The organism is Actinoalloteichus caeruleus, assembly GCF_049311605.1.
Taxonomy (GTDB): Bacteria; Actinomycetota; Actinomycetes; order Mycobacteriales; family Pseudonocardiaceae; genus Actinoalloteichus_B; species Actinoalloteichus_B caeruleus.
In genome coordinates this window covers 5,026,819-5,045,473 of the sequence record NZ_CP186005.1, presented here as the reverse complement: position 1 = coordinate 5,045,473, position 18,655 = coordinate 5,026,819, and the positions used below count along the sequence as shown (strand labels likewise).

Below are 18,655 nucleotides of genomic sequence, written 5' to 3'. Positions count from 1 at the left end.
CCCGTGGCTCAGCCCCGTCCCCGTCCCCGCCGACGGCCGGGACGGCGGCGCCGGCCCGGCCGCTCCGGACCGCCCCGCGCGGTCCGCACCACCGCCCCCAGTTCGTCGTAGCGGGTCCGCTTCGCCAGCGGGACACCGGTCAGGTAGCCGGCCCTGGCGATCGCGTAACCGCCGACCGCCGCCGTCGTCAGCTGCACCACGACCGCCAACACCACCTTCACGGTGTTCCCGAGGCTGGGGTGGTGCAGCAGCACACCCACCAGCACCAGCCCCACCCCGAGACCCGAGGCCGTGGTCACCGCGCTGGCCCTCGTGTACAGGTCGGGCAGGCGCAGCAGCCCGACCCCGGCCAGCGCCAGCACGAGGGCACCCACCACGACCAGCGCGGTTCCCACGTGACCGAGCAGCACGCTCATCGTTTCCCCCCTGTCACGAGCCGGGCGATCGAGAGACTGGCCAGGAACCCGACCAGGGTGGCCACCAGGACCACGTCGAAGACGACCTCGCTGTCCGCGCGGAGGCCGACCAGGGCGACGAGCGCGACGAAACCGAAGAAGACCAGGTCCCCGGCGAGACCCCGGTCCGCGTCGGAGGGGCCGCGCACCAACCGGACCACGGCTGCGAGCAGGCTCAGGGCGACCAGCACGATCGCCAGATCGATGAGGATCACGTCTCGTCTCCGTCCTCGCCGCGGTCGGCGGACCGACGCGCCACGCCACCCGCCTCGGACGCGGGGCCATCCGCCGGCCCCGGACCGGGCAGCGCGCCGGCGGCGGCGGACAACCGCATCGCCACCAGCATCCGACCCTCCATCTCGTACAACTCGGCACGGAACGCCTCGCGGTCCTCCGCGAACATCCCGTGCACCCACAGGGTCGGCGGCTCCGCCCTGACCGCCACCGTCAGCGTCCCCGGGGTCAACGAGATCAGGTTCGCGATCATCGTGATCTCCAGGTCCGTCCGGCAGCGCAGCGGCAGTTCGGCGATGCCGGGCCGCAACCGGTCACTCGGGACCAGGGTCTCCCTGATCACCGAGACGTTCGCCTTCACGAGTTCCAGCAGGTAGTACCCCAGGAACCCGACCAGCCGGAGGATCCGTGCCAGGTGCCGTGTCATCGGCCGATCACCGCCTCGATGTAGCCGGACGTGTCCAGCAGTCCCGCCGCCGCCTGTTCCGCCAGCACCAGCAGGCCCTGCGCCCCGATACCCACCCCGAGGGTCACCCCGGTGAGGACCAGGGCTGGCAGCACGAGTGCCGGCCGGACCCTGGTGAGCAGTGCTCCTCTCGGGTGCCGTTCGAGGTGGTGCCCCGCGACGTCCTCCGGGGACCGGCCCCAGAACACCCCGCCCCAGATCTTCAGCATCGACATCAGCGTGAGCAGGCTGACCGCCACGGCGACCACCGCCACCGCGACCTGCCCCTCGTCGAAGGCGGCCCGCACCAGCGTCAACTTCGCCACGAACCCGGAGAAGGGCGGCATCCCGGCCAGCGACAGGGCGGCACCGAGGAAGGCCGCCGCGAGCAGCGGTTCCGTCCTGGCCACCCCACCCAGCCGGTCCAGCCGGTTCGTCCCGTAGGTGACCTCCACCGCTCCGGTGGACAGGAACAGCGACGCCTTCACGACCATGTGGTGCAACAGGTAGAAGATGCCGGCGGTCAGGCCGAGCGGGCCGAACAGCGCCACCCCCAGCAGGATGTAGCCGATCTGGGAGATCATGTGGAACGCGAGGATCGACCGCGTCGTGTTCTCCCCGACCGCGCCGAGCACCCCCACCACCATGGTCACGCCCATCGCGACCACACCGATCCACAGGTAGGTGCTGTCCCCCTCGAAGACCACCGCGTACACCCGGTAGATCGCGTAGATCGCCACCTTGGTGTGCAGCCCGGAGAACAACGCGGTCACCGCGGGGGAGGCGTAGGGGTAGGTCCTGGCCAACCAGCCGTGCACCGGGACGACGGCGGCCTTGACCGACAGGGCGATCAACACGACCGCCACCGCCGTGGCCACCAGTTCGGATTCGGCGGCCAGCCCGGCCAGCTCCCCGAGGTTGACGGTGCCCGTCACCCCGTAGACGAGGCCGACGCCGGCGAGGAACACCGTCGAGGTCAGCAGGTTCATCGCCACGTACAGCCGGCCGGCCCGCACCCCCCGGATGCCGGTGAGCATCGCCAGCAGCCCGTACGAGGGCAGCAACATCACCTCGATGAAGACGAACAGGTTGAACAGGTCCGCCGTGAGCAGCGCCCCGTTCACACCCGCCGCCAGGACGAGGACCAGCGGCGCGAAGAACCTGCGTTCCTCGTCACCCGCGGCGATCGCGAACGCCGAACACACCAGTGTCAGCAGCGAGGTCACCACGATCATCAGGGCGCCGAACATGTCCCCGACGAACGGGATGCTGATCCCGTTCGGCCAGAGACCGACGTTGTGCGAGACGATGCCGCCGTCCCAGCTGGCGACGACGAGCAGGACACCGAACCCGAGGCTCAGCGCGCTCGTTCCGAGCAGGATCACCCGGCGCGGTAGGGCGGGTTCCCGGAGCACGGTCAACACCGCGGCGGCGAGCAGCGGCACCGCCACGGCCAACGGCAGGAGAGCGCCGGTCATGCCTTCTCCTCGTCCTTCTCGCCGGACACGGCCGGGCCGCCCCGCGTGTCATCGTCCCGCTTGCCGACCCCGGCGAGGGTGAGCATGTAGACGGTGATCGCGAACGCGATCACGATCGCGGTGAGGACGAACGCCTGCGGCAGCGGATCGGCCGCCACCGAGGCGTCCGTCTCCGACATCAGCGGGGCCTCCCTGCGGAACGCGCCCCCACCCGACACCAGCAGCAGGTTCACCGCGTGGCCGAGCAGGACGAAGCCGAAGGTGATGCGCACCATGCCGCGCTGCACCACCAGGTACACGCCGCCGGCCACCAGCAGGCCGACGGAGATCGCGAGAGTCATCGGGTCTCCTTCCCCGCGCTCCGACCGGACCTGGACGCGCCCCGCGAACGAGGCATCCCGCCCGGCGGGCCGGAATCCCCTCCCAGCCGGTTCAACGCCGTGACCACGACACCGATCACCGCCAGGTAGACACCGACGTCGAAGACCAGGGCCGAGGTGAAGTGGTACTCACCCCCCCAGGGGAGCGGGATGTCCAGGTGGACTGGCCGGAGGAAGCTCCCCTCCAGGTAGCCCGCCACCCCCGTCAACACCGCGACCCCGACACCGGAGGCGATCAGGGCGATGTAGGGCCAGCGGATCGGGGCGCGGTCCGAACTCGGCGCGCTGAGGTAGGCCAGGGCGAACCCGGCGCCGCCCACCAGCGCCGAGATGAACCCGCCGCCCGGCTCGTAGTGGCCCCGCAGGAGCAGGTAGGCCGACAACAGGATCACCAGCGGCGCCAACCACCGCCCCACGGTGCGGAACAGGATGGTGGCATCGGTCGGCGAATCAATGGGACTGCCGGCGAACCGGTGGATGGCCGTCGGCTGCCGGTTCGGCAGCAGGCCGTTGGCGTTGAGCACGGCCACGATCACCAGCCCGGCGATGCCGAGCACGGTCAGCTCCCCCAGCGTGTCCAACGCGCGGAAGTCCACCAGGATGGTGTTCACGACGTTGGTGCCGCCGGTCTCGTTCTCGGCTTCGGTCAGGAAGTAGTCCGCCGCGGGGGACAGCTCCCGGCGACCGGTCATCGTGTAGGTGGCGAGCGCGGCGACCCCACCGGCGACGATCGCGAGGACCGCGGCGGCGGCCCTCCGCACCCTCCCCGTCGGGTGGAAGGACCGTGGCAGCCGCCGGAGGACCAGGACCGCGACGACGACGGTGAGCACCTCGACCAGCAGCTGGGTCAGACCGACGTCGGGGGCGCCGAGCGTGAAGAACCACAGGGCGACGGTGAAACCCCCCACCCCGATCGACCCCAGCGCGGCGAGGCGGGAGCGCGCCACCACCGCTCCGAGCACCGAGGCGGCGATCAGGGCGACGAGCACCCAGTCCATCGGCCGGCTCACCGGAGCGGGGAAGTCGCCGACGGCGAGACCGGCCGACAACGCGACCGAGGCCAGCACCGCCAGCAGCACGAAGGGCATCGCGAGGTGCTGGGCGGGGGAGTCGCTCCGGGTGAGATCACCCACCCGCGCACCCAGGGCGATCGTCCCCCGGTACAGGCGTTCGAACACCTCCGTCCCCCGGACGGGGAACAACGAGCGGTCCAACACCCGGTCGAGCCACGCCCGTCGGAGGAAGAGCACCGTCCCGGCGCCGAGGACGACCACCGACATCCCCAGCGCGGTGGAGAAACCGTGCCAGAGCGCGAGGTCGCTGTCGTGGACCAGCCCCCAGGTATCGGTGACGACCCGGTCCACCAGGGGGTTGAGCAGCGGGACCACCAGCCCGAGCACCAGACCCGCCACCGACGCCACGGCGGCGGGGAACAGGAACGCCGCCTTCGGCTCCCGGAGGTGGCTCTGCTCGGTGGGCCCGCCGAAAGCCCCGTAGACCAGCCGGAAGGAGTAGGCGAAGGTGAGGATCGCCCCCACCACGGCGACCCCGCCCACGACCGGCCCCACCCATCCGGGGCCCGGGGCGTCGAGGAAGGCGCCGAACATGCTCTCCTTGCTGACGAAGCCCAGCAGCGGCGGAACACCGGCCATCGACAGGGCCGCCAGCCCCGTCAGCGTCGCGGTGACCGGCATGACCCGTCGGAGACCGGTGAGCTTCCGGATGTCCCGGCTGCCCGCCTCGCGGTCCACCACGCCGACCAGCATGAACAGGGTGGCCTTGAACAGCGCGTGCGCGAGGGTGTGGGCCGTGGCGGCCGCCATCGCCGCCGGGGTGCCCACCCCGATGATCGCGACGAGGAACCCGAGCTGGCTCACCGTCGAGTAGGCCAGCAGCTCCTTCAGGTCGTGGCGTTGCAGGGCGAACAGCGCGCCGAGGACGGCGGTCACCAGGCCGAAGCCGATCAGCGCGGTCTGCCAGACCGCGTGGTCGGCCAGCGCGGGGGAGAACCGCATCAGCAGGTAGATCCCCGCCTTCACCATCGCCGCGGCGTGCAGGTATGCGCTCACCGGTGTGCTGGCGGCCATGGCGTCGGGCAACCAGTAGTGGAACGGGAACTGCGCGGACTTGGTGAAGGCGGCGAGGATCACCAGGACCGCGACGGCGGTGGCGAAGGCCGGGTCGTCGGTCCAGGCGGAGTGCTCCAGGATCACGCTGAGCCGGGTCGTCCCGGTGGTCACCCACATCAGGACCACGGCGGTGAGCAGCGCGAGGCCACCCGCGGCCGTGAGGATCAGCGTCCGCACCGCCGGGCGGCTCGCGGACAACCCCGATCTCCCGATGAGGAAGAACGAGCAGATCGTGGTGATCTCCCAGAAGACGAACAACAGCACCACGTCGTCGGCGAGGACGAGACCGAACATCGCCGCGGCGAACAGCGTCATCAGCAGGTAGAAGTCGCCGTGCCGCCCGTGGGAGAAGTAGCTGGCCGAGTAGGCCATCACCAGTGCGCCCACGACCAGGACGAGCGAGACGAACAGCAGGGCGAGACCGTCCAGCCGCAGGTGGAAGCCCACACCGACGGCGGGCATCCACGGTGCGTCGAAGGACGGGGCCCCGGCCCCGGACAGCACTTCGGGTGCCCGGGTGGCGACGAGCGCGGCGAGGCCCAGGAACGCGGCGGCCAACGGCCAACCCGTCGACCGGCCCAGGAACCGGTCGAGCAGGGGAGCCGCCAGCGCCAGCGCGGTGAGCGCCGCGAGAACCAGTGGCAGGACCAAACGAGTGACCTCTCAGCTCGGCTTCGGGGCAGCCGTCACTCGGTGGTCCCGCGACGCGGGTCACGGGACGAGGAAGGCGGTGACAGCCGGAGCCCGAGGAGGGCGAAATCCGGGTAGGGCGAACGACCGTGGCGTCCCGACCGGGGCCACGGAGCGGGTCAGCGCGGAGAGGAGGCGCTGACCAGGGCGTGGGAACGGGGCGGCGGGCACCCGCTGAGTTCGCCGTGCGCGTTGGTTCCCCAGGAGTTCGTGTAGCCGTTGGTGCCGGTCGCCCGTTTCGTGTCCGAGGGGGGCAGCACCGGGTGCGGCGTGGAAAGGGCTCGACGGGTCGACTCGAGCGCGGGCGACGGGATGGGGGCCACCGCTGGGACCGCCTGGGGCCAGCGCGCCGGTCGTGGCTGCGGAGCGCGGCTGGTCCGCGCCCTGGGGGCAGGACCGGCCACCCTCGTGGTGGGCTCCCGTGGCGGTGGGAGGGCCGAGCTGGCGACGCGCACCGGCACCTCACTCTCCCCGCGCGAGCGACATCGCGACGGACCCTACCAGCCCGGGAACGGTGGGCACCGCTCCAAACCGCTCGGCCACCACGGGGGGAGGGGAGTCGAGGCGCGACGTGCCGGCCTCGTCCTCAAGGCGCCGTCGCTCCGACCGCGACGCGGGGAGCCCGCCCGTGGCGGTGGGGACTGAGAGCGACGAGCATATCACCGGTAGGCGATATGCCGAGGGAATATAAGTCCTTGCGGGGGAAGGCTTGGCATGGCCGAAAACTACCCTGAGTAGTCGAACTGGGGGTGGCTGACGTGGACGATCGGGTGGTGGGGAGGTCCGAGTCGCGGGCGGCGCATGGGGCCGTGCCGAGGGCGCCACGAGTGTTCCAGCCTCGAGTGAACTGCGTCTACCAGCCGATATTAGTTCTGCTGACCGCCTTGGCTCTCGTCTTGGGCCGTTCGTGGAAGATTTCTGCCCGCTGAGCGAGTGGTGGCAGCCAGTAGTCGCGATATCGACCCACCGGTGTAGGTTGCTTTGCACGAATTGGTGCCGGTGGTGGGCGGCTTCCTCGGAAGGAAGCCGCCCCGGTCGGTCGCCACCAGCCGCGCTCGCGGACGCCCGCTCCTGGCAGAGATCAGCGTCCGCCTGGCGCTCCGAGGGAGGACCAACCTGATGACAGTAGGCCGTGACCCCTGGCTCGACGCAACCGAGGTCGGGGGCAAGACCGGTGAACGGTGGGGTTCGCGCGGTGGGGTGTTGGAAGCGATTCGCCTCGCGGTGTCGCTCCTGTCGGCGGTGGTGGGCGACTCGCCGACCACCAGGCGGGTCATCCTCCTGCTGTGCGCGATCTGCCTCGTCCTCACCTTCCCCCTGCTGGTCCTGCCGATAGAGATCGACCTGGGCTGGTTCCGCCTGCTCCGTTAGGCGGTGCTGGCTCGCCCCGACCCCGCCGGCCCCTCCGCGACGCCGAAGGGGTTGTCGATGGCGTAGCGCCAGTACCCGTCGGCCCCCCGGCGCGCCACGTCCGTCGCCGTTCCCTCGATGCGGACGGAGCCGCCGTGCCGCGCGGTTCCGGCGATCACGAAGTCGACGATCAAGAGTGCGACGTCGTCCAGGGCGTAGACGTGGCGGGGGGAGACGGTGATGGGCAGCCCGAGTTCCAGGAACTCCGCGTTGGCCAGTCGCCGTGCCTCCCCCGTCACGGCCGTGCCGGGTTGGGGAACGAACAGCGCCCCGGGCTCGTACACCTGTTCCAGGATGTCGACGTCGCCGGTGTTGAACGCCGAGGCGAAGACCTCGGGGTGCCGTGCGGGGTCCGTCGTGAGTTGGATGTGGGTCGGAGTCTCGCTCATGGAGCGGAGCCAACAGGAGGCGCACGTGGGTAACCAAACGGAAACCGTGGTCAGGGCCGACGGCGGCTGGGACCGAGAGCTGGTCCCGGACGTGGCGGGGCGCACCCAGCGGCCGGACCCGGACTGCCCGGTCGAGGTCGCGCTGGCGGCCGTCTCCGGTCGCTGGACCACGCTGGTGCTACGGGAACTCCTGCACGGGCCCTGCTCCTTCACGGAACTCCGGCGCCGACTTCCCACCCTGAGCGCGAAGGTGCTGACCGAGCGGTTGGGTGAGCTCCAGGCGCGCGGCCTGGTCGGCAGGACGCGCGCCCCCGGCTTCCCGGCGCGGACCGAGTACGCGGTGACCGAGCGCGGGACAGCGCTGCGCCCACTGCTGATCAGCCTCTACCGCACCGGCCAGGCCCTCGGGGGCCTGCCCCCGCGCCGCTGAACCAGGTCGGTGGGACCTGTCGGCCGCGACCGAGGTGTGACGGCCCGGCCGGGTGCTCCGCTCCAGCCCGTCCCCGGAGTCACGAGGAGAGGTCAGCGCGCGCACCACGGCCGCGGTCGGGTGGATGACGTCGGCCTTCGGGCGCGGCCCGCGGATCGGTCACCCTTCCGGACGGACCTCGCGCCGATCGGGGCGGGGCGAAACCGCCCCGCCCCGGAGGTGCGGCGTCAGTTGCCCAGGCCGCCGTCGTGCGGGGGCTTGCCCGCTCCGCTCAGGCCGAACAGCAGCCGCTGCATGACCTGGGGGTCGAAGTCGTCCGGCTCCCCCGCCATCGCCTCGGCGGCGGGGGAGGGGCGTCGCTCCCGTTGGGGCAGGGGGACCGCCGTGCCGTTCAACCCCGTCGGCAGGGGGAGCTCACACCAGGCGAGTCGGATTCCGCCGTCGAGCGGAACGAGCCCGGTGCGCAGTTCCGACAACTGGGCCAGCACCGGGGCGTGCTCGTTGAACCGTTCGGTCTCGACCTCCACGACGAGGCAGTCACCGCGCAGGCGCAGGCGCACCGTGATGAAGCCCGCCGACTGCTGGTCGGTGTCCTCGACGGTGGCCGTGACCAGCGCGCTCATCACGCGGGACGCGTCGTCCTGCAAGGGGCGTAAGGACCACTCGGACAGGGTGAACCGGAGAAAGAGATCGGCGAGATTCACGGCATTGGGCACTGCGAGCAGGCGGAGGTCGTCGACCTGGATGGTTTGCGAGTTCACCAGGATCCTTTCTGCTTCCGCGTTCCGCGCGAGACGTCACGAGGCACCGGCGAGTCCGTATCTTGCCAACTCGAGCCGACGTCGGGTCTGGGCGGGTTCCCCTGACGCGGCTTTCCGTCGCTTCGACGTCATCCCAGGTGCCGAGCGTGGCAGCACGGGAAACGCGTGCACCGGAGCTTCCACTGTGGAAACTACCTGGTGGCACCAGAGTCGCCCAGTGGTGGGGCACCCGGTCGCCGCCGGCAGCGTTCTGACGCTCCGTAACCGCCGAACGGGTGCCGCCCCGTCGGACGATCGCCGCACTCCCGTCGGCGGGGGCGCGACGCGTCCATCCTGCCCGCGATGGTCACCGGCCGATTCCGCCGTTCTCCGGGCCGAACCGCCGGGAATCGCGCAAACTCCGGGTACGGCGCCCGCCGGGGTGCTAATTTGGTCGAGTGACCAAAACAGTCGATCGACCAGGTCCCGGGCGAGGTGAACGACGCCGTGAGCAGCTGGTGGCGGTCGGCGTCGACCTGCTGGCGGAGGGCGGATGGCCCGCCGTGACCACCCGTGCGGTCGCCGAGCGGGCGACCGCGAACGTCGGGCTGATCCACTACCACTTCGGAGGTGTCGGCAACCTGCACCGCGCGATAGCCGAACGCGCGGGTGACCTCGTGATCAACCCGGTCATCGACGAGCTGTTGGAGGCCTCCGACGAACAGGCCGCCCTGGACACGCTGCGTGGTCTGCTGCCGAGTTCCGGGAGCACGCGGGCGAGCCGGCTCGCGGTCGAACTCGTTGTCGGAGCGATGCGGGACAGCAACCTCGGTGCCGTGATGCGGGACCAGATGCGCCAGTCGAGGGCGCAGGCCGCCGACCGGCTGGCCACGCTCCGACCGCACTGGTCGGCGAGCCGCTGCGCCGGTGTCGCCACCCTGGTGGTGGCGCTGCTCGACGGGCTGATGCTGCACCTGGTGCTCGACGAGGACCTGCCCACCGAGGAGGCCCTCGCCGCCATCGAGGAACTCGTGGGCGACCGCGACGACACGCCGGTCCCCTCCTGAGCCTGGCGACCCGCCTCCTCCGTGAGCGGATGGTCCCGGGCTCGGCCCTCCCCGCCGGTGGGGACGCGGGCTGGGCCGGTGGTGGGTGTCGGGACGCCGACGAGGACCTCGTCCCCCAGGGCCGCCGCTCCTGGGCGCTCGTGCGGTCCCGACTGGCGTACCCGGGCGGGCGAGAGCGGGCTGGGGAGCGCCCTCGGGTCTCCGTGCCGGGGGTCAGCTGCCGAGCCGGGCGGGGCGGCGGTGGTTGGCCGTCGGCGCGGGAACGTCTCGTCGTTCTCCTGCCGGGGGAACGCCTCGCTCCCGCCCGTGCACCGGCTCGCTCGCGCAGCGTCCGCCGGCCTCCCTCGGCCCGGGAGGAGGCAAGCCGCCACCGTCACGTCAGCTTCGGTGGGGCGCCGCGCGCCCCCGTGGGTCCCGGGGACAGCTCGATGGCGGAATCGGACCGCTCTCCTGGCGCGACCCCATCCCTGGGTGAGGTGAGCCGCCGGCCGCGGTCCGCCAGCGTGGAGTTGGTCGAGGAGACGTGCCGTCTCGCGGGTCTGGGGTCTCCCGAAAACCGCGAGGGGGAACTAGGACGTGTCGCCCGCACACGACGAAGCGCGGTGGGGGATGCCCGCCACCGCGCTCGTTGGTCTCGTTGCGCCCTCGACAGGATTCGAACCTGTGACACCTGCCTCCGGAGGGCAGTGCTCTATCCACTGAGCTACGAGGGCTCACCATCGTCGGTTTCGGGATTCCCCTCGCCGGCGACGGGGAAAGCTTAGCGCATCCCGATCGGGGGTTCGCGCACCCCCCCTTGGTTGACGCCTGAACGAGTTCACCTCCTCGTTCTCCTAGGCCGGGGGAGCGCGCGATTGCGGACTTGTACTCATGCGCATATCGCTATATGTTCGCTCCGGGAGGCGACGAGATGACAGCGGACAACGGCGGTCGTTCCGACGAGGGGCACCGGGGGCACGGGCACGGGCACGGCATCACCGCGGCCGACGCGGTGAGCGCGTCCGGGAGGCATGTGCGGCGGATGGTGGCCGCGTTGTGCGTGCTCGTCACCTTCCTCGTCGTGGAGGTCGTGGTCGCCCTCGCCACCGGCTCCCTCGCGTTGCTCTCGGACGCCGGCCACATGCTGACCGACGTCCTCGGCATCGGGATGGCCCTCGCCGCGATCACCGCCGCCCGCCGAGCCGCGCGCCGCGCCTCCGGGACGCGCCGCACCTTCGGCCTCTACCGGCTGGAGGTGCTCGCGGCCCTGGCCAACGCCCTGCTGCTCTTCGCGGTCGCCGGCTTCATCCTGTACGAGGCCGCCCACCGCTTCACGGATCCGCCGGAGGTCGAGGGCGGCCCGGTCATGATCGCCGCCGCCGCCGGACTGGTCGCCAACCTCGTCGCCTTCGCCCTGCTGCGACAGGGCGCGGCCGAGAGCATCAACGTGCGGGGCGCCTACCTGGAGGTGCTGGCCGACACGCTGGCCTCGGTCGGGGTGCTCATCGGCGCCGCCGTCACGCTGCTCTTCGGCTGGCGGTACGCCGACCCGCTCGTGGCCGTCGCCATCGCGGCCTTCGTCATCCCCCGGACCGCACGGCTCGCGGGCCAGGCCCTGCGCATCCTCGTGCAGGAAGCGCCCGCCGAGGTCGACGTGCGCCAGCTCAGGCGGGACCTCGTCGGTCTCCCGGCCGTGGTCGGCGTGCACGACCTCCACGTCTGGACCCTCACCTCCGGCATGGAGGTCCTCCAGGCGCACCTGACGATCGAGACCGACGGCGACACCGGGACCGTGCTGGGCGAGGCCCAACGGATGCTCGCGGAGAAGTACGGCATCCACCACGCCACCCTCCAGGTGGAACCCGCCCACCTCCCGATGAGTTGCCGCGAGTTGAGCTGGTGAACCGTTCGGCCCGAGACGGGGCACCGGGCGGACCACCACTGGTCTGACCAGCCGTCGCGCACCGTCCGGAGGTGGGGGCGCCGACAAACCCGGGCGTGCCCCGACCTCCCGGGGGCCAGCCGGCGGTGGTGGCGGGACGATCAGCGCGCCGGCGGTCGCACCGGCACGGGTGGAGGGCGGCGGCCGAGCCCCCGGGAGGTCGGAACGGGAGAGGGCCACGAACCCCCCGCCGGGGCGGCCCGGGACGGCGGGGACGACCTGGCGCACCGCCGCCGAGGAGCGCGCGGGCGCGTCGCCGGTCAGTCGCCCGCCTCGGCGGGCGCGTCGCCGGGGGTGGTGGCGGTCGGTACGCCAGCACGAGCGCACCGACGGCCCGAGCGCGGTGGGGGTACGAACACACCCCGGCACCCGGCAGGGGCGGGCTCCCGACCAGTACCGCCCTCGCGGCGCCGGTGGGGTCGGTCAGTTGTCGAAGGGCAGCGGCTCGGCCCCGCGCTCCCGCAGCATGCCCACCATCTTCGCGCTCTCCGCGGTCTGGTGCTGCAACATGTTCGACGCGAGGTTGCGCACCTGCACCCGACCGGCGCGCTCCGCCGCGTAGGTGGCCATCTCGACACCGCCCTCGTGGTGGCGGAGCATCAGCTGGAGGAACAGGACGTCGAGTTCCTCGCCCCGAGCCGCCCGCAGCTCGGCCAGCTCCTCCTCGCTGGCCATGCCCGGCATGATCGCCGGAGCACCGTTCTCGTCCTGGGGCACGGCGCCGTGGTGCTGGTGGCCCTCCGGGCCGGTCATCCAGTTCATGTAGCCGTCCACGGGTGTCAGCGAACGGTCCCAGATGTTCAGCCAGCCCTGCATCCAGCCGATCTGCTCGCGCTGGTTGGTGTCGATGTCGAAGGCCAGCTGGGAGATCGACGGGTCCTCCCCGTTCACCCGGTACAGGGTCGCCATCGTCGTCGCCTGGCGGTGGTGGATCGTCATGTCCTGCGCGAAGCCGACGTCCACGGACTCCGCCGACGGGGCCGCCGAACCGCCGGCCCCCGGCAGCCCGACCAGCATGCCGCCGGCGGCGCCGAGGAGCAGCAGCGCCAGCACCGCGCCCACGAGGGTCACCGCCCGCATCCACGGCGGCCCACCGGAGCCGGCCCCCGGGGGCGGCGAACCGTCGCTCTTCTCGGCGCTCCCGCTCCGCGCCCTCGGGTGCCTCGTCACCACGTGGCCCTCAGCCCTCAGTCGTTGGTGTCGCCCTCGTCGGACGCGTCAGAGCCCTCGTCGGATCCGGGGGCCTCCGACTCGTCCCCGGTCGGGTCCTCCTCGCCCTCCGGCTGCTCGCTCGCCTCCGGGGCGCCCGAGGGGTCGAGCATCTCGTCACCGGGACCGGTGTAGCCGCCGAAGTCCTCCGGGTTCGCCGACATCGGCATGGCGTCAGGGCCGGGCTCGCTCGGGTCGAAGGGCGGCGGGTTGTCCACGTCGAAGCGCGCCGGGTTCGGCATGCAGGTGGCGCCGACCTCGGGGTAGACGTAGGCGTTGAGCTGGAGGGCCGTGATGAACTGGTCGATCCGCTCGTCGTCGGCGCTGTCGACCTTCAACCGGTGGCCCCAGGCCTGGAGCGAGATCGCGCTGTCGAGGTCGGGGTAGGGCGACATCATCATCGCCGGCTCGCCGATCACCTTGTTCCGCAGCGTCTCCAGGTCCTCGCCCTGGATCTGGTCCTCGTTGTAGGCGATCCAGACCGCGCCGTGCTCCAGTGAGTGGACCATGTTCTCGTTGCGGACCGGGGTGTCGTAGACCACGCCGTTGCAGCCGGCCCAGACCTCGTCGTGCGGCCCGCCGTTGGGCGGGAACTCCTGGTAGGCGACCCGTTGCGGAGCGACCACGTGCAGCTGGCCCGCGTACTCCTCGCTGGTGACGCCCTCGATGTCCAGGGCCGGGTTCTGGTTCTCCTCCGAGGGGGTGAAGGCGCGGATGTCGGCGGTGGCCTCGTACTGCGTGTAGACGTAGGTGAAGATGCCGCCGGCGAAGAGCACCAGCACCGCCACGGCGGCCAGGGTGCCCCAGGGCTTCGACTTCTTCACGGCCGTCGCCGCGCGGGCGTTGCGTACCGCTTTGGAGCTCTTTCCGCTCGCCATGCCTGTCGGACCTCGTCTCCGTGACTACCGCACTCCGCACCTGACGGCGGACAGTCTATGAGCCGCGAGCGGAATTCGGTACGTGTGGTCGGCCTCTCGTTCACCCAGGGTCAGACCGGGATGGCGGACGGTGCCGACCCCTCGCGGGGGTCGCCGACCCCGCCCCGGCCGGGCGTGTGCGCGGTGTCCGCACCCGGCGGTGAAGCGGGTGCGGGTACCGGGTGGGGGCACTCGACGTGAGCGAACACGCGCGGTGGGCCACCCACGGGGCGGCCAAGCCGCACCGCGTCCCAGCAGGCGGGACGCGGTGCGCCCACCGGACAACCCGCTCGTTTGTCGTGGTGGCGGCTGCCTAGACTTTCCCGGGTGAACCCCGCCGTGCTCAGCGACCTGATCCGTTCCACCGCAGCGGAAGCGCTCACCACCCGTGGGCTGGACACCACCGTGCTGCCAGCCACCGTGACCGTGGAGCGACCCAGAAACCCCGAGCACGGCGACTACGCCACGAACCTCGCCCTCCAGGTCGCCAAGAAGGTCGGAGTGGCGCCCCGCGAGTTCGCCGGGTGGCTCGCCGAGGCGCTGGCGCACCAGGACGGCGTGCGGTCGGTGGACATCGCCGGTCCCGGCTTCCTCAACCTGCGCCTCGACCCGGAGGCGCAGGGACTGGTCATCCGCGAGGTGCTGCGCCGGGGCGAACACTTCGGTGAGGGCGACGAGCTCTCCGGCACCCGGATCAACCTGGAGTTCGTCTCCGCCAACCCCACCGGGCCCATCCACCTGGGCGGTACCCGCTGGGCGGCGGTCGGGGACACCCTGGGACGGCTGTTCGCCGCGCGCGGCGCCGACGTCACCCGCGAGTACTACTTCAACGACGCGGGCGCCCAGATCGACCGCTTCGTGCGCTCGCTGGTGGCCGCCGCCAAGGGCGAGCCGGTGCCCGAGGACGGGTACGGGGGCGACTACATCGCCGAGATCGCCGCCAGCGTGCTCCAGGCGGAGCCCGACGTGCTCGGCCTGCCGGAGGACGAGGTCGCCGAGACCTTCCGCCGGGTCGGCGTCGGCATGATGTTCGAGCAGATCAAAGGGAGCCTGCACGACTTCGGCACCGACTTCGACGTCTACTTCCACGAGGACTCCCTGCACTCCTCGGGAGCGGTGGACCGGGCGGTCGAGCGGCTGAAGGAGGCGGGGAGCCTCTACCACTCCGAGGGTGCCTGGTGGCTCCGCTCCACCGAGTTCGGCGACGACAAGGACCGGCCGGTCATCAAGAGCGACGGGCAGCCCGCCTACATCGCCGGTGACCTCGCCTACTACCTGGACAAGCGGTCCCGGGGCTTCGACCTCTGCGTCTACATGCTCGGGGCCGACCACCACGGCTACATCAACCGCCTGAAGGCCGCCGCGGCCGCGTTCGGGGACGACCCTGGCACGGTCGAGGTCCTGATCGGCCAGATGGTCAACCTCGTCCGGGGCGGGGAGACCGTCCGGATGAGCAAGCGCGCGGGCACCGTGGTCACCCTGGAGGACCTGGTGGACGCCGTCGGGGTCGACGCGGCCCGGTACTCGCTGATCCGGGCATCCGTGGACTCCCCGCTGGACATCGACCAGGAGTTGTGGAGTTCGCGCAGCAACGAGAACCCGGTCTTCTACGTGCAGTACGCGCACTCCCGGCTCGCCTCGATCCAGCGCAACGCCCTGGAGCTCGGGGTGGACGCCGGCGACCCGGAGCGGACCGACTACGGCCTGCTCTCCCACGAGCGGGAGGGTGACCTCCTGCGGGAGCTCGCCGCCTTCCCGGAAAAAGTGGAGATGGCCACCCGGCTGCGGGAGCCGCACCGGATCGCCAGGTACCTGGAGGAGCTCTCCAGCGCCTACCACAAGTTCTACGACGCCTGCCGGGTCCTGCCGATGGGCGACGAGAAGCCGACCGAGTTGACCTCGGCCCGCCTCCAGCTCTGCGCCGCCACGCGGCAGGTGCTGGCCAACGGCCTCGCCCTGCTCGGCGTCAGCGCACCCGAACGGATGTGATCATGCGCGCCCATCCCGCCGGTCCCCGCCACGCGGAGGTCCTGCTCCCGGTCAACACCGCCGGCCCCCGGCCGGCGTCCTCCGCCGAGCTCGACGCGTTGCCGCCCACGGTGTGGCCGGCGAACACGTCCCGCCACGCCGACGGAGCGGTGCGGATCGGTGGCGTGGACGTCCGTGAGCTGGCCAGGGACTTCGGCACCCCGCTGTTCGTCCTCGACGAGGACGACTTCCGGTCCCGGTGCCGCGAGTACCAGCGCGCCTTCGGGGAACGGGCCCGCGTCCACTACGCCTCCAAGGCGTTCCTGTGCACGGAGGCGGCCCGGTGGGTCGCCCAGGAAGGGCTCAGCCTCGACGTGTGCAGCGGCGGGGAACTCGCCGTCGCGCTGCGAGCGGACTTCCCCCCGGAGCGGATCGCCTTCCACGGCAACAACAAGTCGGTCCCGGAGCTCGCGGCCGCCCTGGACGCCGGCGTCGGCGTCATCGTGGTGGACTCCTTCGAGGAGATCGACCGCCTGGACCGCCTCACCGCCGAGAACCCGCCGGCCGGCGGCCGGCAGGACGTCATGATCCGGGTCACGGTGGGAGTCGAGGCCCACACCCACGAGTTCATCGCGACCGCCCACGAGGACCAGAAGTTCGGTTTCTCGCTGGCGGGGGGAGCCGCGGCCGAGGCGGCCAGGCGCGTGCTGCGGGCTGGGGGGCTCCGGCTCGTGGGCCTGCACAGCCACATCGGTTCGCAGATCTTCGACCTCGCCGGTTTCGAACTGGCCGCCAAGCGGATCGTCGGCCTGCTCTCCGACCTCCACGACGAGCACGGCGCCCAGACGATGGCGGACCTGGACACCCTCGACCTCGGCGGGGGGCTCGGCATCGCCTACACCGAGCAGGACCGGGTCCCCGAGGTCGGTGAGATCGCCGCCACCCTCTGGGAGATCGTCCGCCGGGAGTGCGGCTTCGCCGGGCTGGACACGCCGCTGCTGGCCGTGGAACCGGGACGTTCGATCGTCGGGCCGGTGATGGTGACGCTCTACGAGGTGGGCACCACCAAGGACGTCGTCGTCCAGGACGGGGCCAGCCGGCGCTACGTCAGCGTCGACGGCGGGATGAGCGACAACATCCGCACCGCCCTCTACGACGCGGTGTACGACTGCCGCCTGGTCTCCCGCCGGGCCGAGGAACCGCCGGTGCTCAGCCGGGTCGTCGGCAAGCACTGCGAGTCCGGTGACATCGTCGTGCGGGACTGCTGGCTCCCCGCCGACCTGCGACCGGGTGACCTGGTCGCCGTCGCCGCGACCGGCGCCTACTGCTACGCGATGGCGAGCGACTACAACCGGTTGCCCCGGCCCGCCGTCGTCGCGGTCCGGGACGGCCAGGCGCGGTTGCTGCTGCGCCGGGAGACCATGGACGACCTGTTGCGCCTGGAGGTGTCATGACATCGGCTACCGGTTCGACCCCACCGGTCAGGGTCGCGATGCTCGGTTGCGGCACGGTCGGTACGCAGGTCGAACGCCTGATCCGGGAGCAGTCCGCCGACCTGACCGCGCGGGTCGGGGCTCCGGTGGAGCTGACCGGCATCGCGGTGCGCCGACCGCACCGCCACCGTGAGGTGCCGGAGGAACTGCTGACCACGGACGCCGAGGCGCTCGTGGCCTCCGACGTCGATGTCGTCGTGGAGGTCATCGGTGGGATCGAGCCGGCCAGGAGCCTGCTGCTGGCGGCCCTGCGCGCCGGTAAGTCGGTGGTGACCGCCAACAAGGCCCTGCTCGCCGAGCACGGCCCCGAGCTGTACGAGGCGGCCGACGAGTCGGGCGCCGACCTCTACTTCGAGGCGTCGGTGGCCGGCGCGATCCCCCTGCTGCGGCCCCTGCGGGAGTCACTGGCCGGTGACCGGGTCAACCGGGTGATGGGGATCGTCAACGGCACGACCAACTACGTCCTGTCGGCGATGGACTCGACCGGGGCCGCCTACGGCGAGACCCTGGAGGAGGCGGGGCGGCTCGGGTACGCCGAGGCCGACCCGACGGCGGACGTGGACGGTTTCGACGCCGCCGCGAAGGCCGCGATCCTGGCCTCGCTGGCCTTCCACACCCGGGTCCCGGCCGAGGCCGTGCACCGGGAGGGCATCTCGCGCGTGACCGCCGCCGACATCACGGCGGCCAGGGGCATGGGGCGTGTCGTGAAGCTCCTGGCCATCTGCGACCGGGTGGTGGACGAGGACGGCGGCGAGTCCGTCTCGGTCCGGGTGCACCCGGCGATGATCCCGCGCGGCCACCCGCTGGCGACGGTGGGCGGGGCGTTCAACGCCGTGTTCGTGGAGGCGGAGGCAGCCGGGCAGCTGATGTTCTACGGGCAGGGCGCGGGTGGCCCGCAGACGGCGAGCGCCGTCCTCGGGGACCTCGTCGCGGTGGCCCGCAACCGGGTCGCCGGCGGGCGCAGCCCCCGGGAGTCCGCCTACGCCGAGCTGCCAGTGCGCCCGATGGGGCAGGTGGCGACCCGCTACCACATCAGCCTGGACGTCGCGGACCGCACGGGAGTGTTGGCGCAGGTCGCCGCCGTGTTCGCGGAGAACGACGTGAGCATCGCGACCGTGACCCAGCGGGGCCACCGCGACGAGGCGAGCCTGGTCATCGCCACGCACCTCGCCTCCGAGGACGCGTTGCGGGGCACCGTCGAGAAGATCGCGGCCCTCTCCGCCGTGCGGGAAGTGGTGAGCGTGATGCGCGTGGAGGGCGAGGAGCCGTGACCGAACAGACCGCGTTGTCCCCCATCCCA

General features: G+C 71.8%; 17 protein-coding genes and 1 tRNA gene. 7 read left to right on the top strand and 11 right to left on the bottom strand.

Annotated features, from left to right (window positions below; genetic code table 11):
• Positions 1–8: 8 nt before the first annotated feature.
• From mnhG to ACOJVX_RS20510, 6 genes are read right to left on the bottom strand one after another with little or no spacing between them, the layout of a single operon-like run.
• Positions 9–416 carry a monovalent cation/H(+) antiporter subunit G gene (gene mnhG / locus ACOJVX_RS20535; RefSeq protein ID WP_051313888.1) on the bottom strand — a complete coding sequence of 136 codons (408 nt, stop codon included), beginning with the start codon at positions 414–416 and terminating at the stop codon, positions 9–11.
• The gene (locus tag ACOJVX_RS20530) at positions 413–670 is read right to left on the bottom strand and encodes a monovalent cation/H+ antiporter complex subunit F (protein ID WP_016697456.1); all 258 of its coding nucleotides are present in this window, start codon (positions 668–670) and stop codon (positions 413–415) included. The genes mnhG and ACOJVX_RS20530 overlap by 4 nt, the downstream gene beginning before the upstream one ends.
• Positions 667–1,116, bottom strand: coding sequence for a Na+/H+ antiporter subunit E (locus ACOJVX_RS20525; RefSeq protein WP_016697457.1), 450 nt, complete (start codon positions 1,114–1,116; stop codon positions 667–669). Before ACOJVX_RS20525 ends, ACOJVX_RS20530 begins: the two co-directional genes overlap by 4 nt.
• Positions 1,113–2,612: a monovalent cation/H+ antiporter subunit D family protein gene (locus ACOJVX_RS20520; protein WP_016697458.1), complete on the bottom strand. Its 1,500-nt coding sequence runs from the start codon at positions 2,610–2,612 to the stop codon at positions 1,113–1,115. Before ACOJVX_RS20520 ends, ACOJVX_RS20525 begins: the two co-directional genes overlap by 4 nt.
• Positions 2,609–2,953, bottom strand: coding sequence for a sodium:proton antiporter (locus ACOJVX_RS20515; protein ID WP_016697459.1), 345 nt, complete (start codon positions 2,951–2,953; stop codon positions 2,609–2,611). Before ACOJVX_RS20515 ends, ACOJVX_RS20520 begins: the two co-directional genes overlap by 4 nt.
• A complete protein-coding gene (locus ACOJVX_RS20510) occupies positions 2,950–5,772 on the bottom strand; it encodes a DUF4040 family protein (RefSeq protein WP_026418650.1) in 2,823 nt (940 codons plus the stop codon). Before ACOJVX_RS20510 ends, ACOJVX_RS20515 begins: the two co-directional genes overlap by 4 nt.
• Before the next feature lie 1,158 nt (positions 5,773–6,930).
• Between ACOJVX_RS20510 and ACOJVX_RS20505 the strand changes: the two genes are divergently transcribed.
• The gene (locus tag ACOJVX_RS20505) at positions 6,931–7,182 is read left to right on the top strand and encodes a hypothetical protein (RefSeq protein ID WP_337661796.1); all 252 of its coding nucleotides are present in this window, start codon (positions 6,931–6,933) and stop codon (positions 7,180–7,182) included.
• Here ACOJVX_RS20505 and ACOJVX_RS20500 read toward each other — a convergent pair.
• Entirely contained in the window at positions 7,179–7,610 is a 432-nt protein-coding gene (locus ACOJVX_RS20500; RefSeq protein WP_016697463.1) for a YybH family protein, read from the bottom strand. The two genes, ACOJVX_RS20505 and ACOJVX_RS20500, sit on opposite strands and share 4 nt — an antisense overlap.
• Positions 7,611–7,635: 25 nt before the next feature.
• Here ACOJVX_RS20500 and ACOJVX_RS20495 point away from each other — a divergent pair, with 25 nt between their 5' ends.
• On the top strand, positions 7,636–8,040 hold the full coding sequence (locus ACOJVX_RS20495; protein ID WP_245588772.1) for a winged helix-turn-helix transcriptional regulator: 405 nt from the start codon (positions 7,636–7,638) through the stop codon (positions 8,038–8,040).
• Positions 8,041–8,267: 227 nt separating this feature from the next.
• Here ACOJVX_RS20495 and ACOJVX_RS20490 read toward each other — a convergent pair whose 3' ends face one another.
• Positions 8,268–8,801, bottom strand: coding sequence for a hypothetical protein (locus tag ACOJVX_RS20490; protein ID WP_030105526.1), 534 nt, complete (start codon positions 8,799–8,801; stop codon positions 8,268–8,270).
• A 437-nt stretch (positions 8,802–9,238) separates the two neighbouring features.
• On the opposite strand from ACOJVX_RS20490, the gene ACOJVX_RS20485 reads away from it, so the two are divergent.
• The gene (locus ACOJVX_RS20485; RefSeq protein ID WP_026418644.1) at positions 9,239–9,847 is read left to right on the top strand and encodes a TetR/AcrR family transcriptional regulator; all 609 of its coding nucleotides are present in this window, start codon (positions 9,239–9,241) and stop codon (positions 9,845–9,847) included.
• 640 nt (positions 9,848–10,487) lie between these two features.
• Here ACOJVX_RS20485 and ACOJVX_RS20480 read toward each other — a convergent pair.
• A tRNA-Arg gene (locus tag ACOJVX_RS20480) sits at positions 10,488–10,560 on the bottom strand.
• 197 nt (positions 10,561–10,757) lie between these two features.
• Here ACOJVX_RS20480 and ACOJVX_RS20475 point away from each other — a divergent pair.
• Entirely contained in the window at positions 10,758–11,729 is a 972-nt protein-coding gene (locus ACOJVX_RS20475; protein WP_051712959.1) for a cation diffusion facilitator family transporter, read from the top strand.
• A 462-nt stretch (positions 11,730–12,191) separates the two neighbouring features.
• Here the strand turns inward: ACOJVX_RS20475 and ACOJVX_RS20470 are convergent, their stop codons facing one another.
• Positions 12,192–12,938 carry a DUF305 domain-containing protein gene (locus ACOJVX_RS20470; protein ID WP_422647020.1) on the bottom strand — a complete coding sequence of 249 codons (747 nt, stop codon included), beginning with the start codon at positions 12,936–12,938 and terminating at the stop codon, positions 12,192–12,194.
• 17 nt (positions 12,939–12,955) lie between these two features.
• Positions 12,956–13,855, bottom strand: a complete 900-nt coding sequence (locus ACOJVX_RS20465; RefSeq protein WP_418154455.1) for a DUF3105 domain-containing protein — start codon at positions 13,853–13,855, stop codon at positions 12,956–12,958.
• A 366-nt stretch (positions 13,856–14,221) separates the two neighbouring features.
• On the opposite strand from ACOJVX_RS20465, the gene argS reads away from it, so the two are divergent.
• From argS to ACOJVX_RS20450, 3 genes are read left to right on the top strand one after another with little or no spacing between them, the layout of a single operon-like run.
• Positions 14,222–15,883 carry an arginine--tRNA ligase gene (gene argS / locus ACOJVX_RS20460; protein ID WP_026418640.1) on the top strand — a complete coding sequence of 554 codons (1,662 nt, stop codon included), beginning with the start codon at positions 14,222–14,224 and terminating at the stop codon, positions 15,881–15,883.
• Between the two features lie 2 nt (positions 15,884–15,885).
• A complete protein-coding gene (gene lysA / locus ACOJVX_RS20455; RefSeq protein WP_026418639.1) occupies positions 15,886–17,316 on the top strand; it encodes a diaminopimelate decarboxylase in 1,431 nt (476 codons plus the stop codon).
• Positions 17,313–18,626, top strand: coding sequence for a homoserine dehydrogenase (locus tag ACOJVX_RS20450; RefSeq protein WP_026418638.1), 1,314 nt, complete (start codon positions 17,313–17,315; stop codon positions 18,624–18,626). The genes lysA and ACOJVX_RS20450 overlap by 4 nt, the downstream gene beginning before the upstream one ends.
• Positions 18,627–18,655: the final 29 nt, after the last annotated feature.